The organism is Pseudomonas sp. NPDC088414, from assembly GCF_044753325.1.
Classification (GTDB): domain Bacteria; phylum Pseudomonadota; class Gammaproteobacteria; order Pseudomonadales; family Pseudomonadaceae; genus Aquipseudomonas.
In genome coordinates this window covers 87,832-103,292 of record NZ_JBIVMY010000007.1, presented here as the reverse complement: position 1 = coordinate 103,292, position 15,461 = coordinate 87,832, and the positions used below count along the sequence as shown (strand labels likewise).

The 15,461-nt window shown below is 58.9% G+C and carries 16 protein-coding genes; 8 read left to right on the top strand and 8 right to left on the bottom strand.

Features of this window, described 5'->3' with window-relative positions; translation table 11 throughout:
* Positions 1–351: 351 nt before the first annotated feature.
* A complete protein-coding gene (locus tag ACIP8I_RS09850; protein WP_400760618.1) occupies positions 352–1,059 on the top strand; it encodes a hypothetical protein in 708 nt (235 codons plus the stop codon).
* 151 nt (positions 1,060–1,210) lie between these two features.
* Here the strand turns inward: ACIP8I_RS09850 and ACIP8I_RS09845 are convergent, their stop codons facing one another.
* Together ACIP8I_RS09845 and ACIP8I_RS09840 are read right to left on the bottom strand one after the other, a co-directional pair.
* Positions 1,211–2,428, bottom strand: coding sequence for an argininosuccinate synthase (locus ACIP8I_RS09845; protein ID WP_400760615.1), 1,218 nt, complete (start codon positions 2,426–2,428; stop codon positions 1,211–1,213).
* A gap of 129 nt (positions 2,429–2,557) precedes the next feature.
* A complete protein-coding gene (locus tag ACIP8I_RS09840; RefSeq protein ID WP_007963975.1) occupies positions 2,558–3,466 on the bottom strand; it encodes an OmpA family protein in 909 nt (302 codons plus the stop codon).
* Positions 3,467–3,626: 160 nt separating this feature from the next.
* Between ACIP8I_RS09840 and pyrC the strand changes: the two genes are divergently transcribed.
* Both pyrC and rnt read left to right on the top strand, forming a co-directional pair.
* Positions 3,627–4,673 (top strand): dihydroorotase, encoded by a 1,047-nt coding sequence (gene pyrC / locus ACIP8I_RS09835; RefSeq protein ID WP_047296199.1) that lies wholly within the window; start codon positions 3,627–3,629, stop codon positions 4,671–4,673.
* Positions 4,670–5,344, top strand: a complete 675-nt coding sequence (gene rnt, locus ACIP8I_RS09830; protein WP_095136951.1) for a ribonuclease T — start codon at positions 4,670–4,672, stop codon at positions 5,342–5,344. The genes pyrC and rnt overlap by 4 nt, the downstream gene beginning before the upstream one ends.
* Before the next feature lie 74 nt (positions 5,345–5,418).
* Here rnt and ACIP8I_RS09825 read toward each other — a convergent pair whose 3' ends face one another.
* Positions 5,419–6,021 carry a peroxiredoxin gene (locus ACIP8I_RS09825; protein WP_400760611.1) on the bottom strand — a complete coding sequence of 201 codons (603 nt, stop codon included), beginning with the start codon at positions 6,019–6,021 and terminating at the stop codon, positions 5,419–5,421.
* Between the two features lie 313 nt (positions 6,022–6,334).
* On the opposite strand from ACIP8I_RS09825, the gene ACIP8I_RS09820 reads away from it, so the two are divergent.
* Together ACIP8I_RS09820 and bfr are read left to right on the top strand one after the other, a co-directional pair.
* A complete protein-coding gene (locus ACIP8I_RS09820; protein ID WP_003227725.1) occupies positions 6,335–6,553 on the top strand; it encodes a bacterioferritin-associated ferredoxin in 219 nt (72 codons plus the stop codon).
* Between the two features lie 201 nt (positions 6,554–6,754).
* Positions 6,755–7,228 (top strand): bacterioferritin, encoded by a 474-nt coding sequence (bfr, locus tag ACIP8I_RS09815; protein WP_007963971.1) that lies wholly within the window; start codon positions 6,755–6,757, stop codon positions 7,226–7,228.
* Between the two features lie 184 nt (positions 7,229–7,412).
* On the opposite strand, the gene grxD is transcribed toward bfr, so the two are convergent.
* From grxD to ACIP8I_RS09800, 3 genes are all read right to left on the bottom strand, one after another.
* Positions 7,413–7,754, bottom strand: a complete 342-nt coding sequence (gene grxD / locus ACIP8I_RS09810; RefSeq protein ID WP_003227729.1) for a Grx4 family monothiol glutaredoxin — start codon at positions 7,752–7,754, stop codon at positions 7,413–7,415.
* A gap of 97 nt (positions 7,755–7,851) precedes the next feature.
* Positions 7,852–9,957, bottom strand: coding sequence for a molybdopterin oxidoreductase family protein (locus tag ACIP8I_RS09805; RefSeq protein ID WP_400760608.1), 2,106 nt, complete (start codon positions 9,955–9,957; stop codon positions 7,852–7,854).
* Positions 9,958–10,086: 129 nt separating this feature from the next.
* Positions 10,087–10,377, bottom strand: coding sequence for a hypothetical protein (locus ACIP8I_RS09800; protein WP_007963969.1), 291 nt, complete (start codon positions 10,375–10,377; stop codon positions 10,087–10,089).
* Positions 10,378–10,781: 404 nt separating this feature from the next.
* On the opposite strand from ACIP8I_RS09800, the gene argF reads away from it, so the two are divergent.
* Together argF and ACIP8I_RS09790 are read left to right on the top strand one after the other, a co-directional pair.
* Positions 10,782–11,702: an ornithine carbamoyltransferase gene (gene argF, locus ACIP8I_RS09795; RefSeq protein ID WP_095136949.1), complete on the top strand. Its 921-nt coding sequence runs from the start codon at positions 10,782–10,784 to the stop codon at positions 11,700–11,702.
* Positions 11,699–12,808 carry an ABC transporter ATP-binding protein gene (locus ACIP8I_RS09790; RefSeq protein ID WP_400760604.1) on the top strand — a complete coding sequence of 370 codons (1,110 nt, stop codon included), beginning with the start codon at positions 11,699–11,701 and terminating at the stop codon, positions 12,806–12,808. The genes argF and ACIP8I_RS09790 overlap by 4 nt, the downstream gene beginning before the upstream one ends.
* 78 nt (positions 12,809–12,886) lie before the next feature.
* Here ACIP8I_RS09790 and ACIP8I_RS09785 read toward each other — a convergent pair whose 3' ends face one another.
* Both ACIP8I_RS09785 and ybaK read right to left on the bottom strand, forming a co-directional pair.
* Entirely contained in the window at positions 12,887–13,669 is a 783-nt protein-coding gene (locus tag ACIP8I_RS09785; RefSeq protein ID WP_400760602.1) for a PhzF family phenazine biosynthesis protein, read from the bottom strand.
* 95 nt (positions 13,670–13,764) lie between these two features.
* Positions 13,765–14,235 carry a Cys-tRNA(Pro) deacylase gene (gene ybaK, locus ACIP8I_RS09780; RefSeq protein ID WP_367085590.1) on the bottom strand — a complete coding sequence of 157 codons (471 nt, stop codon included), beginning with the start codon at positions 14,233–14,235 and terminating at the stop codon, positions 13,765–13,767.
* Positions 14,236–14,597: 362 nt separating this feature from the next.
* On the opposite strand from ybaK, the gene ACIP8I_RS09775 reads away from it, so the two are divergent.
* Positions 14,598–15,449 (top strand): MIP/aquaporin family protein, encoded by an 852-nt coding sequence (locus ACIP8I_RS09775; RefSeq protein WP_007963961.1) that lies wholly within the window; start codon positions 14,598–14,600, stop codon positions 15,447–15,449.
* Positions 15,450–15,461 lie beyond the last annotated feature (12 nt).

Sequence of the window (15,461 nt, the reverse complement as noted above, 5' to 3'; positions counted from 1 at the left end):
ATATTGGCGTGCGCCAACTGTTTCTCTGATAGCGACTTCGACGTGAAAAATACTACGCCCTTGAGGCCATGCCTGGCGACGCCTCCGAGTGGCACGCCCAGCAAAAGTCTGAAAAAGCGCTGTCATTGCATGACTGCGCATTAACGACATCCTGAAAAAATCAGATAACCAATCAATTGCCAAGAAGATAGAAAAAACCATCTGCACACTTTAACAAATCAACATCTGAAACAAGATACTTCTACCCAACGGATTTCTTTTAATATAAAAAATAGCATCAAACGCAAAACCTCACCCACACAAAAACCATTCAACAAACACAATGGAATACACACCTAATGAGCAAACGCCATGATAAAAATCAGAAAGAGAATAACCAATCCCATGACTGTAATTACGATATTTGCATTTATTTCCGAGTCATCGGCAGCCATTTCCTTACCCTTTCTTGATAGCGACGAAAGAGAAGTTTATGTCTGGTTCCTGATCAGTTTCCCGTTTTACTTGCTGCTGCTATTTTTTTTAACGCTCAATTTCAACTACCGATCATTGTATGCCCCCTCGGACTTCGACAATGACGACAGTTTTCTGCAAGTCTTTGACGAGTTGAAACCGGCCGAACCCACACCGTGTGCGCCTACACCAGGCGCTTGTGCTGCGCCAGACGGGACAGCAACTTCAAACGGTCTGCAATGGACGTTGCCTGCACACAATACTGATCCGGGGCGTCGCTATCTGGACGGCACAGGCAAGTCCTGTTCGGAGCGCCTCTGGATTGAGCACAACATTCAACTGCCCAAACCCATGGGCACATTGCGTGCGATAGATGTACGCCCGATGAGCAGCGCGCAGGCGTTCAACATCCTGGCTGAACACTTCCCGCACCTTGGCGGGCAATCGGCCAAGGTGGTGGTTTTTTTGACCGATTCGGCGTCCGGTGTTTTGCTCAAAAAAATCACCCCCAGTCTTATCAAGCAATCGAAAAAAAACGGGGGTGCCAAAATTTTCATTGCCTACAACGTGACCGCGCAAAGTACTACGGTATTAAGAGGCGTATGAAACGCAGAGTTGATGCCTGAAGTGGACATTCGAAAAAATACTGAAATTGACCGTACCGACCAACGCTCCAGAGTCGGGCCGGACACACAGGAAAAAAAATGGCGGCTTTGTCACTGTGACAAGCCGCCATTTCTTCACGGGTCCGCGAGGCTTAGAACAGCTTGCGGCCCTTGTTCGCGGCAATGCGCATGCGCAGCGCGTTGAGCTTGATGAAGCCCGCCGCGTCGGCCTGGTTGTAAGCGCCGCCGTCTTCTTCAAAGGTCGCGATGTTGGCGTCGAACAGCGAATCGTCGGACTTGCGGCCGGTAACGATCACGTTGCCTTTGTACAGCTTCAGGCGAACCACACCGTTCACGTTGACCTGCGAAGCGTCGATCATCTGTTGCAGCATCAGACGCTCCGGGCTCCACCAGTAGCCGGTGTAGATCAGACTGGCGTATTTCGGCATCAGCTCGTCTTTGAGGTGAGCGACTTCGCGGTCCAGGGTGATCGATTCGATGGCGCGGTGCGCGCGCAACATGATGGTGCCGCCCGGGGTTTCGTAGCAGCCACGGGACTTCATGCCCACGTAACGGTTTTCGACGATGTCGAGACGGCCGATACCGTGCTGGCCACCGATCTTGTTCAGCGTTGCCAGTACGGTGGCCGGAGTCATTTCGACGCCGTCCAGCGCAACGATGTCGCCGTTACGGTAGGTCAGTTCCAGGTATTGCGGGGTGTCGGGAGCCTTCTCCGGGGAGACGGTCCAACGCCACATGTCTTCTTCGTGCTCGGTCCAGGTCTCTTCCAGCACGCCGCCTTCATAGGAGATGTGCAGCAGGTTGGCGTCCATCGAGTACGGGGACTTCTTCTTGCCGTGACGTTCGATCGGGATCGCGTGCTTCTCGGCGTAATCCATCAGTTTCTCGCGCGACAGCAGGTCCCACTCACGCCATGGCGCAATCACTTTCACGCCTGGCTTGAGCGCGTAGGCACCCAGTTCGAAACGCACCTGGTCGTTGCCCTTGCCGGTGGCGCCATGGGAAATGGCGTCAGCGCCGGTTTCGTTGGCGATTTCGATCAGGCGTTTGGCGATCAGCGGACGTGCGATGGAAGTACCCAGCAGGTACTCGCCTTCGTAAACGGTGTTGGCGCGGAACATCGGGAACACGAAATCACGCACGAATTCTTCGCGCAGGTCGTCGATGTAGATTTCTTTGACGCCCATGGCCTGAGCCTTGGCGCGTGCCGGCTCGACCTCTTCGCCCTGACCCAGGTCAGCGGTGACGGTCACCACTTCACAGTTATAAGTATCCTGCAGCCACTTGAGGATCACCGAAGTGTCCAGGCCGCCGGAATACGCCAGAACGACCTTGTTTACGTCCGCCATGCCATCACTCCACGGGGTTCTACGGAAAGCCGAGGAGTCTACCGCTCAAATCCGAGAATTTACAGAGGCGCGACAGCTTAAGACGACAAAGCGACAGAATCTGTCGAGAGCGCGACGATGACCGGCGGGTCAGGAAGTCGCCGCAGCGTTGGCTGGCGTACTGGCTTGTGGCGCTGGCGCGGTGGTGGGTGCCACTCGCGCGAGTTTCACGCTGACCCGGCGATTCTTCGCCCGGTTGGCCGCATTGTTGTTCGGCACCAGCGGGTATTGCTCGCCGTGGAAACGCACGGTTATCTGCGCTTCGGCGATGCCATTGGCCTTGAAGAAGTCGACCACTGCCAACGCGCGACGGCGCGACAGTTCACGGTTGGTCAGACGGTTGCCGCTGTTGTCGGAATAGCCATCCAGTTCGATGTGATTGACCGTCGGATCGGCCTTCATGAACTCGAGCATCACCTGCAGCTTGGCTTTGGCGGCAGCATCCAGATCGGTGCCTTCGCCGGGGAAGCCGATCTGCGATTGTTTCACCTGATCGAAATTCTGCGGCAGCAACTTCGCCACACACGTCTGGTAATCATTGAACGCTTTGCTGAACTTCACCGGCAGCAGACGCACTTCCGAAACCCGGCCATCGCCGGACGCACGGCGCACCACCGGGCTGCGACCATCGAGCAGACCGCTGATCAGCCCGCCGGCCTGGGATTGTGAGCTGTTGAACAGCACGTTGCCGGTGCCGATCCTGACGCTGCCCAGGTTGATGTCGTTGCGCCCCGGCTGCCATGGCGCTGCCGCCGCGAGCAAGGTCGCCGAACCGCCACCGAGCATGGCGTTGTAGGCATTGAGGCGGAATATCGCCTGCTCGCCGGCCTTGCGCACGAACTGGCCCGAGCCGAAATCGGTGATCGGCTGGGTCAGGCGGCACTCGAACTTGTCGCCCTCGACCGTCCACTCAATGTTCTCCAGACGCGTCTGGTAGGTGAGCGCCATCGCGGGGAGGCTGGCAAACACACTGAGCAAGGCTAAATATCGCTGGCGCACGGGAGGCTCCATTGGCTTCTGTAACACAAAGACCGATTCACACTATGTTTACGGCATACCTACGGGATATCGGAAGGATCCTGCAAAACTTGATAGCGAGTGCCTGCAAGAGTCTTTTCCGGTAGCATTCCCCTCAGTTTGACCCGCCTGGAATCCCCTCATGTCCGACCGCCTGACCCTGCTGCGTCCCGACGACTGGCACATTCATCTTCGCGATGGTGCCGTGTTGACCAATACCGTTGCCGATGTGGCGCGCACCTTTGGCCGCGCCATCATCATGCCCAACCTGGTACCACCGGTGCGCAACGCCGCTGAAGCCGACGGCTACCGCCAGCGGATTCTCGCTGCCCGCCCGGCCGGCAGTCGCTTCGAACCGCTGATGGTGCTGTACCTCACCGACCGCACCCAGCCCGAAGAAATTCGTGAGGCCAAGGCCAGCGGTTTCGTGCACGCCGCCAAGCTGTACCCGGCCGGCGCCACCACCAACTCCGATTCCGGAGTCACCAGCATCGACAAAATCTTCCCGGCGCTGGAAGCCATGGCCGAAGTCGGCATGCCGCTGCTGATCCACGGCGAGGTCACCCGTGGCGATGTCGACGTTTTCGACCGCGAAAAGATTTTCATCGATGAGCACATGCGCCGTGTCGTAGAGCGTTTCCCGACGCTCAAAGTGGTGTTCGAACACATCACCACCGGCGACGCCGTGCAGTTCGTCAACGAGGCTTCGGCCAACGTCGGCGCGACCATCACCGCGCATCACCTGCTGTACAACCGCAACCACATGCTGGTGGGCGGGATCCGGCCGCATTTCTATTGCCTGCCGATTCTCAAGCGCAATACCCATCAGGAAGCCCTGCTTGACGCCGCCACCAGCGGCAGCGCCAAGTTCTTCCTCGGTACCGACTCGGCACCGCACGCCCAGCACGCCAAGGAAGCCGCCTGCGGCTGCGCCGGCTGCTACACCGCGTATGCCGCTATCGAGTTGTATGCCGAAGCGTTCGAGCAGCGTAATGCACTGGACAAGCTCGAAGCGTTCGCTAGCCTCAACGGTCCGCGTTTCTACGGCCTGCCAGCCAACACCGATCGCATCACCCTGGTTCGTGAAGAATGGACCGCCCCGACCAGCCTGCCATTCGGCGAGCTGAACGTTATCCCGCTGCGCGCCGGTGAAAAACTGCGCTGGCGCCTGCTGGAGGAACACGCGTGAGTGAAGACCATTTCGACGACGAACTGGACGGTCAAGGTGGCGGCGGTTCCCGTCATCCAATGGCAGCACGTTTTCGCGGTTACCTGCCGGTTGTCGTCGACGTAGAGACCGGTGGCTTCAACTCGGCCACCGACGCTTTGCTGGAGATTGCCGCGACCACCATCGCCATGGATGAAAAGGGTTTTGTTTACCCGGACCACACCTATTTCTTCCGCGTCGAGCCGTTCGAAGGCGCCAACATCGAAGCGGCGGCACTGGAGTTCACCGGGATCAAGCTCGATCATCCGCTGCGCATGGCCGTCAGCGAAGAAACCGCGCTGACCGACATCTTCCGTGGCATCCGCAAGGCGCTGAAGGCCAACGGCTGCAAGCGCGCGATCCTGGTCGGCCACAACAGTAGCTTCGACCTCGGTTTTCTGAATGCCGCGGTTGCGCGTCTGGACATGAAGCGCAACCCGTTCCACCCGTTCTCCAGCTTCGACACCGCGACACTGGCCGGTCTGGCTTACGGTCAAACCGTTCTGGCCAAGGCCTGTCAGGCAGCCGATATCGATTTCGACGGCCGTGAAGCGCATTCGGCGCGTTACGACACCGAGAAGACCGCCGAGCTGTTCTGCGGCATCGTCAACCGCTGGAAACAGATGGGCGGCTGGGAAGACTTCGACGACTGATCCTCGTCGGGTATTTCCCGCGCATGAAAAAACCGGCCACATGGGCCGGTTTTTTTTTACCGCGACGTTGCGCCTTACAGGGCAGCAGCGTTCTCGGTCAGGTAAGCCGCAACGCCTTCTGGCGAAGCGTTCATGCCTTTGTCGCCTTTTTTCCAGTTGGCAGGGCAGACTTCGCCGTGCTCTTCGTGGAATTGCAGCGCGTCGACCAGACGGATCAGCTCTTCCCTGTTACGGCCCAGCGGCAGGGCGTTGATGATCTGCGAGCGGACAACGCCCTTGTCGTCGATCAGGAACGCGCCACGGAAAGCCACGCCGCCTTCGGACTCAACGTCGTAGGCCTTGGCGATTTCGTGCTTCATGTCGGCGGCCATGGTGTATTTCACCTGGCCGATGCCGCCGTTGTTGACCGGGGTGTTGCGCCACGCGTTGTGGGTGAAGTGCGAGTCGATCGACACGGCGACCACTTCCACGTTGCGCGCCTTGAAGTCAGCCATGCGGTTGTCCAGAGCGATCAGCTCGGACGGGCAGACGAAGGTGAAGTCCAGTGGATAGAAGAACACCAGGCCGTATTTGCCTTTGATGGCCGAGGACAGGGTGAAGCTGTCAACGATCTCGCCATTGCCGAGTACGGCCGGGACGGTGAAGTCTGGGGCTTGTTTGCCTACGAGTACGCTCATGGATATCTCCTGGTGAATAACTTGAAGTTCAGGGTCCGGGCCAGCCTGCCACCCTGAGGCGACAGCCCTGTGACACGAACCCTCTTCGCAAGGGCCGACCATCATACACTGCGTTTTTCGCCTGTCCTTAACGGTTTTTTACCCAAAGCGGATAACCGGGCAGCATTTTCGGAGCCAGGCAATTCGCCAGTAATCACCGTTCGTCAGTGACCCGCCTTCCGATCGAAAACCATTCAGAAAGCACTTTGACAATCATTCTCGTTAACATTAAGATCCATCGCAATTGAGTCACAACCAGCGACGGTTCTCACTTATGTATGTTTGTCTCTGCACTGGCGTCACCGACGGACAGATCCGCGAAGCGATCTATGAAGGTTGCTGCAGCTACAAAGAAGTCCGCCAGGCCACCGGCGTCGCCAGTCAATGCGGCAAATGTGCCTGCCTTGCCAAGGAAGTGGTGCGCGAAACCCTGACCAAGCTGCAAACCGCTCAGGCCGCAATCCCCTATCCGGTAGAATTTACTGCCGCGTAATTGCCCCCCATTTCGAAGAACCGGACTTATGTCCGGTTTTTTTATGCCCGCAAATCAATCGGTTAGACGCTAGACGCGGAACACAAACATTCTTATTCAGATTTAATTTCATTTATTATTCAATAACTTAGGTTTGACACTTATAAATACCAAGCTCAAACTCCGCCTTATATACAGCTATTACAGGGCAGGACTCCCATCATGAAAGGCGACATTACAGTCATCCAGCATCTCAACAAGATCCTTGCCAATGAACTGGTCGCGATCAATCAGTACTTCCTGCATGCGCGCATGTATGAAGATTGGGGCCTGAACAAGCTGGGCAAGCACGAGTACCATGAATCCATCGACGAGATGAAGCACGCGGACAAGCTGATCAAGCGCATCCTGTTCCTTGAAGGCCTGCCGAACGTGCAGGATCTGGGTAAGCTGCACATCGGCGAGCACACCCGGGAAATGCTCGAGTGCGACCTGCGGATCGAGAAGACCGGCCACGCCGACCTGAAAGCCGCCATCGCCCATTGCGAATCGGTTGGCGACTTTGGCAGCCGTGAACTGCTCGAAGACATTCTCGAATCCGAAGAAGAGCATATCGACTGGCTGGAAACCCAACTGGGCCTGATCGATAAAGTCGGTCTCGAGAACTACCTGCAATCGCAGATGGGCGAAGAGTAGGAGCTGCCGCAGGCTGTGATCTTTTTCGATTGCGCCGGTAACTCGGGTTAACTTTTCCAACGCACTAAAAAGCCCCGCCCTCTTATGAGGTGCGGGGCTTTTTATTGGCTGAAGATCAAAAGATCGCAGCCTCGTTTCACTCGACAGCTCCTACAGCAGAAGCCTGTGCCGAGTGAACGCCGGATCAGGCTTCGGACTTGGCCGCAGCAGCCTTGGCCGATGCTTCCTTGACCAGAGTCTGCAGCTCACCATTGGCGAACATTTCAGCCATGATGTCGCTACCGCCGACCAGCTCACCACCGACCCACAGTTGCGGGAAAGTCGGCCAGTTGGCGTACTTCGGCAGGTTGGCGCGGATTTCCGGGTTCTGCAGGATGTCGACGTAGGCGAACTTCTCGCCACAGCCCATCACAGCCTGCGCAGCTTTCGCGGAGAAGCCACACTGCGGGGCATTCGGCGAGCCTTTCATGTAAAGCAGAATGGTGTTGTTGGCAATCTGCTCTTTAATCGTTTCGATGATATCCATGGAGCACCTCGGCTGAACTTTCCGACTCATGGGTCGGCACGGTGACGCATTGTAACGGAATCCCGAGCGCCATGCTCGGTCTCCCCGACGGTCACGCTCAAGCCGCCGCCACCGTCACCGGCACGCCATTGAGCGCGGCGTTGCCCGACAGTTCATCAAGCTGACACTCATCGGTCAGATCATTAGCACTCGAACCTGGCTGCCCACTGGCGATTGCCATTTGCACACCTGGCCGCGCATGCCCCCAACCGTGCGGCAGGCTAACCACGCCTTTCATCATGTCCAGACTGCCGAGCACCTCGACCTCGATCTGCCCTACCCGCGAGCTGACGCGAACTAACTGACCATCGTTGAGCCCACGGCTGGCGAGGTCATCCGGGTGCATCAGCAATTGATGCCGTGGCTTGCCCTTCACCAGACGATGATAATTGTGCATCCAGGAATTGTTACTGCGCACATGCCGACGACCAATCATCAGCAGTTCATCGGCGGCCGGCGCCTGCAAGGCCGCAAAGCGTGCGAGATCAGCAAGAATTTCCGGCGGCGCAGCCTGCACCCGTTGATCTGGCGTTTTGAGGCGAGCTGCAAGATTCGGTTTCAACGCCCCAAGATCAATCCCGTGTGGATGATCGAACAACGTCGCCAATGACAGCTTTTGCTCGGACGCGTCTCCGTACAGCCCCATGCGCAGGCCCATGTCGATCATCTTCGCCGGCGGCATCGTCGGTTTCAGTTCCTTGCCGGCCTTCTCGGCAAACGCCTTGGCCAGGCCGACAAAGATCTCCCAATCGTGCAATGCGCCCTCGGGTTTGGCGAGAATCGCGCGGTTGAAGCGAGTGACGTTGCGCACCGCGAACAGGTTGAACGTGGTGTCGTAGTGATCGTTCTCCAGCGCCGAGGTCGATGGCAGGATCAAGTCGGCGTAGCGCGTGGTTTCGTTAATGTACAGATCAATGCTGAGCATGAACTCCAGACCGTCCAGCGCCTGCTCCAGTTGCCGGCCGTTCGGCGTCGACAACACCGGATTGCCGGCGACGGTGATCAGCGCGCGAATCTGCCCTTCACCTTCAGTGAGCATCTCTTCAGCCAGCGCCGACACCGGCAGTTCGCCGCCGTACTCGGGCCGCCCGGACACGCGGCTCTGCCATTTGTTGAAATGCCCGCCCGAGGTCGATGCCACCAGATCCACCGCCGGCTCGGTGCACAAGGCACCGCCGACGCGATCAAGATTGCCAGTCACCAGATTGATCAACTGCACGACCCAATGGCACAGCGTGCCGAAGGCCTGAGTGGAAACGCCCATCCGGCCGTAGCAGACCGCACTCGGCGCGGCGGCGAAGTCCCGGGCCAGTTGGCGGATCTGTTCAGCGGGAACGGCGCACAGCGGGCTCATGGCTTCGGCAGTGAACGTGGCGACAGCTGCGCGCACTTCATCGAGACCATCAACCGGCAAGTGACTGTCACGGGTCAGGCCTTCGCTGAACAAAGTGTTGAGCACCCCGAACAACAACGCCGCGTCGCCACCGGGCCGCACGAACAGATGCTGATCGGCGATGGCTGCCGTTTCGCTGCGCCGGGGATCGACCACCACCACTTTGCCGCCGCGCGCCTGAATCGCTTTCAGGCGCTTCTCGACATCCGGCACGGTCATGATGCTGCCGTTCGACGCCAGCGGATTACCGCCGAGGATCAGCATGAAATCGGTGTGATCGATGTCCGGGATCGGCAACAGCAAACCGTGGCCGTACATCAGGTAACTGCTCAGGTGATGCGGCAACTGATCGACCGAAGTCGCCGAGAAGCGGTTGCGCGTCTTCAGCAGGCCGAGGAAATAATTGCTGTGGGTCATCAGCCCGTAGTTGTGCACGCTCGGGTTGCCCTGATAGACCGCTACCGCGTTCTGCCCGTGACGCTGCTGAATCGCCGCCAGACGTTCGGCCACCAGCGCGAAGGCTTCGTCCCACGCGATCGGCAGCCATTCGCTGCCGACCCGGCGCATCGGCTGGCGCAGGCGGTCGGGATCGTTCTGGATGTCTTGCAGGGCCACGGCCTTGGGGCAGATGTGCCCACGACTGAACGTGTCGAGCGCGTCACCCTTGATCGAGGTGATCGCGACATTGCCATCGGTTTCAGTGGTCTCGATGGTCAGACCGCAGATGGCTTCGCACAGGTGGCAGGCACGGTGATGGAGAGTCTTGGTCATGGCCAGTCTCTGTCTTGTTCTGGGCAGGCAATCACGCCTGCGGGAACAAAACTATGGCCCGCGACCCGGTGCAGCGCCAGCGACGTTCGTCTTGTGAATCGGCGGCCATCAGGCCGGCCGATAGACGCGTCAGTTCGCCGGAAGCTGGGGCGGCGCGGCCAGCTGGATTTCCTGGATGGTCTCGATCTGCTCGTGGGCGACGTGGACGCCGGTGAGTTCGCCGATCAGTCGCCAGTGCTCGTCGAGCCCGGCGCTGATGGTCGCCATGCGGTCGATCATCTGGCGACTGGCAGCCTTGACCACGTCATCTTCACTGCGCAGCAGTTCGAAGGACATCGAGGTCATCGAGGCGGTGAGGTGGGTCAATGAGCGTGCCGTGTGGCCCAGCAGTTCCATTAACAGTTTTTCTTTCGATTCCATGCGGAGGCTTCCTGCGTCGCTCGTGATTTATTTATAACCCAGCACTTTGCTTTAGCAAATGTTTCAACCTGCGCATCCGACCAAGCGAACCGGTGGCTCTCGGGTCACAAACCGACCAGGGCTGTGCCATCCCCGCCGCGCCTGATTGCCAAGCCCGATGGGGCCAGTGTACAAATGCCTCGCTGGCCTCTCGAAAACTGACCGGAAATCACAGTGTTCGCCCTGTTTTCCCCCGGCGCATTTCTGCAAAAACCGTAGCCTATTGGAAAAACGCGACATTTAGTGTCAATATCGCGCCTCCCCCTATTTCGTCGCCCCGTGCGGCTTACGCCGCAGGTCTCGCCCGTTGTTCCGTTAAACAAGGCTTTGAGCATCTGCGGTCTGTAGCAAAAAGGTAGTCAATGATGAGCGCAAGGCACTTTCTCTCCCTGATGGATTGCACGCCCGAAGAGCTGGTCAGCGTGATCCGTCGAGGCGTTGAGCTCAAGGACCTGCGTAACCGCGGCGTACTGTTCGAGCCGCTGAAAAACCGCGTCCTGGGGATGATCTTCGAGAAATCCTCGACCCGTACCCGAATCTCCTTCGAGGCCGGCATGATCCAGCTCGGTGGCCAGGCGATCTTTCTCTCGCCACGCGACACCCAACTGGGCCGTGGCGAGCCGATCGGCGACTGCGCCATCGTCATGTCGAGCATGCTCGACGCGGTGATGATCCGTACCTTTGCCCACAGCACCCTGACCGAATTCGCCGCCAACTCGCGCGTGCCGGTGATCAACGGCTTGTCCGATGACCTGCATCCGTGCCAGTTGCTGGCCGACATGCAGACCTTCCTTGAGCACCGTGGCTCGATCCAGGGCAAGACCGTGGCGTGGATCGGCGACGGCAACAACATGTGCAACAGCTATATAGAAGCGGCAATCCAGTTCGACTTCCAGTTGCGCGTTGCCTGCCCGCAAGGCTATGAGCCCAACCCTGAATTCGTCGCACGTGCAGGCGATCGCGTGACCATCGTCCGTGATCCGCAAGACGCCGTGCGCGGTGCGCATCTGGTGAGCACCGATGTCTGGACTTCGATGGGTCAGGAAGAGGAAACTGCCAAGCGCCTGAAGTTGTTCGCACCGTTTCAGGTGAACCGCGCCCTGCTCGATCTGGCGGCTGAAGATGTGCTGTTCATGCATTGCCTGCCGGCGCACCGCGGTGAAGAAATCAGCCTCGACCTGCTCGATGACCCGCGCTCCGTCGCCTGGGATCAGGCAGAAAACCGTCTCCACGCACAGAAGGCCCTGCTCGAGTTCCTCGTCGAACCGGCATATCACCACGCATGAGCCATGAATTACTGCTGAACCTGCGCAACCTTGCTTGCGGCTATCAAGATCAACGTGTGGTGCAGAACCTCAATCTGCACCTCAACGCCGGTGACATCGGCTGCCTGCTCGGCTCGTCCGGCTGCGGCAAGACCACCACCCTGCGCGCCATCGCCGGTTTCGAACCGGTGCACGAAGGCGAAATCACCCTCGGCGGCGAGACCATCTCAAGCGCCGGTTTCACCCTGGCGCCGGAGAAACGCCGGATCGGCATGGTGTTTCAGGACTACGCGCTGTTCCCGCACCTGAGCGTCGCGGACAACATCGCCTTCGGCATCCGCAAGCACCCGAACAAGGAGCGCGTCACCGATGAGCTGCTGGAACTGGTCAACCTGAAGAATCTCGGCAAGCGTTTCCCGCACGAACTCTCCGGCGGCCAGCAGCAACGTGTCGCCCTCGCCCGCGCTCTGGCGCCGGAACCGCAGTTGCTGCTGCTCGACGAACCGTTCTCCAACCTCGATGGCGAACTGCGCCGCAAGCTCAGCCACGAAGTGCGCGACATCCTCAAGGCCCGTGGCACCAGTGCGATTCTGGTGACCCACGATCAGGAAGAAGCCTTCGCCGTCAGTGATCACGTTGGCGTGTTCAAGGAAGGTCGGCTGGAGCAGTGGGACACGCCCTACAACCTCTACCACGAGCCGGCCACGCCGTTTGTTGCCAGCTTCATCGGTCAGGGTTATTTCATTCGCGGCCAGCTCGGCAGCCCGGAATCGGTGCAGACCGAGCTCGGTGAACTGCGCGGCAACCGGGCCTACACCTGGCCGGTGGGTGGTGCGGTGGATGTACTGCTGCGTCCGGATGACATCGTTTATGCGCCGGACAGCGGGTTGAAAGCGCGGATCGTCGGCAAGACCTTCCTCGGCGCCTCGACTCTGTATCGCCTGCAACTGCCGACCGGTGCGCAGCTGGAATCGATCTTCCCGAGCCATGCCGATCATCAAGTGGGCGCGGAGGTGGGCATCCGTGTTGCCGCCGAACACCTGGTCCTGTTCCAGGCCAGCGGCAGTACCGCGGCACAAATCCCGGCGGTGGAAAACGGCGTCCGCCGCTACAGCACCGCAGTTTAAAGATCAAAAGATCGCAGCCTGCGGCAGCTCCTACATCAATCCCTGTAGGAGCTGCCGAAGGCTGCGATCTTTCAGCTTTTAACCGAGGATCAACGTGCCGCTGGCCACCAGCGTCGCATTCCCGCCAATCTTGACCCGCTCCCCCTCCAGCCGACAGAACAACTCCCCGCCCCGCGCCGAGCGCTGGCACGCGGTCAGACTGGATTTGCCCAGACGTTTCGACCAATACGGAATCAAGCTGCAATGCGTCGATCCAGTGACCGGATCTTCATTGATGCCGATCGCCGGGGCGAAGTAGCGCGAGACGAAATCGTGCTGATTGCCGCGCGCGGTCACAATGGCGCCGAGCCACGGCAGTTTCGCCAGTGCAACCATGTCCGGCGTGCAGTCGAGCACTGCCTGCTCCGACTCCAGCACCACAAACAATTCGTTGGAACCGAGTACATCTACAGCCTCGACACCCAGCGCACGCTCGACATCCAGCGTCACGCCAATCTCTGACGGCACAATCGACGGGAAGTCCAGCCACAGACGACCACCCTCGCGGCTGACACTCAACGGCCCGGACTTGCAGGTGAAGTCCAGCCGCTCGGCATTTTCCTTGTAGACCTCGAACAACACATAAGCGCTGGCCAGCGTCGCATGCCCGCACAACGGCACCTCGGTGGTCGGGGTGAACCAGCGGATGTGCCACGCCGTACCTTCGCGCACCACAAACGCGGTTTCTGCCAGATTGTGTTCGGCGGCGATCTTTTGCATCAGCTCATCCGCAAGCCATGCGTCGAGCCGATACACCATGGCCGGGTTGCCACTGAACGGCCGGTCACTGAACGCGTCCACCTGATAAAACTCGAGCTGCATAACTTTCTCCCTGAGTCAGTCGGCGAAGCATGCCGCCCGGATCGGCTCAGCGCCAGTGACAGAACCGGCCAATTTTCCTCATACAGAAATGAGTGTTACGCGCGACCGATGTCGGCGAATCTGGCCTGGGTGTGCTCGGCCAGTACCGCGGGCGCCAGTTCGACTTCCAGGCCACGTCGGCCGGCACTGACATAAATAGTCGCAAAGCCCTGGGCCGAGTTATCGATGAAGGTGCGCAGACGCTTCTTCTGCCCCAGCGGACTGATACCGCCCAACAGATAACCGGTGGAGCGCTGTGCCGCGGCCGGGTCAGCCATTTCGACTTTCTTCACCCCTGCCGCGTGTGCCAGGCCCTTGAGGTCAAGGCTTCCGACGACCGGCACCACCGCCACCAGCAATTCACCTTTTTCGCTGGCAGCGAGCAGCGTCTTGAACACCTGCGCCGGCTCCAGCGCCAGTTTCTCTGCGGCCTCCAGCCCATAGGACGCGGCCTTGGGGTCATGTTCGTAACTGTGCACGCGATGTTCGGCACGAACTTTTTTCAACAAGTCCAACGCGGGGGTCATGGCAGCTCCAGGTTCGGCATCAACAGAAAAATCCTGCGCCGGATTCTAGGCTATCACATCGCAAAAGGCTCTAGCGCAGGCTCCGGTTTCCGGGCGTTGCAGACGAATCACCGGGCTATCGCCGCCGTCCTCCGCAGGATCATTCAGCAGGCTGATAGTTTAATTGTGACCGATGGTTCACTTTCGACCTTTGACAGGTTTGTTTCTTGTCTATATTTTTTCGAATCTGAATAATGTAAGAATTATCGTCACCGCAGCACCCAGCAGTAAACCGGGAACAGGATGGGGATCCTGCCCCGGGGAAAATCGCGCCTTGCCCTGACGGCAAATGCGCCAGACAACAACAAAAATCGAGGTTTTCAATGACAACTGCTTTACCGCAACCATCGCTATCGGGCCAATGCCTGGCCGAATTTCTGGGTACTGCACTGCTGATCTTTTTCGGCACCGGGTGTGTCGCCGCGCTCAAGGTCGCGGGCGCCAGCTTCGGCCTGTGGGAAATCAGCATCATCTGGGGCGTCGGCGTGAGCATGGCGATCTACCTCACCGCCGGGGTTTCCGGCGCGCATCTGAACCCCGCTGTCAGCATTGCCCTGAGCATTTTCGCTGACTTCGAAAAGCGCAAACTGCCGTTCTACATCCTGTCGCAGATCGCCGGCGCCTTTTGCGGCGCGCTGTTGGTGTACACGCTGTACAGCAACCTGTTCTTCGATTACGAACAAACTCACCAAATGGTTCGTGGTTCGACTGCGAGCCTGGAACTGGCGTCGGTGTTCTCCACTTTCCCGAACCCAGTGCTGTCCACCGCCCAGGCGTTCCTGGTCGAGATGATCATCACCGCGATCCTGATGGGTGTGATCATGGCCCTGACCGACGACAACAACGGTCTGCCGAAAGGCCCGATGGCCCCGCTGCTGATCGGTTTGCTGATTGCCGTGATCGGCAGCTCGATGGGCCCGCTGACCGGTTTTGCGATGAACCCGGCGCGTGACTTCGGTCCGAAACTGATGACTTTCTTCGCCGGCTGGGGTGAAATTTCCTTCACTGGCGGCCGCGATATTCCGTACTTCCTGATTCCGATTTTTGCACCGATTGTCGGTGCCTGCCTCGGCGCTGCCGGGTATCGCGGGCTCATCGCCCGTCACCTGACCGGCGCCACACCTGCTACAAAGGATGCAGAACCGGCCATTGACGGCAAACCAAGAACTTCTTGAAACAGTCGGCGC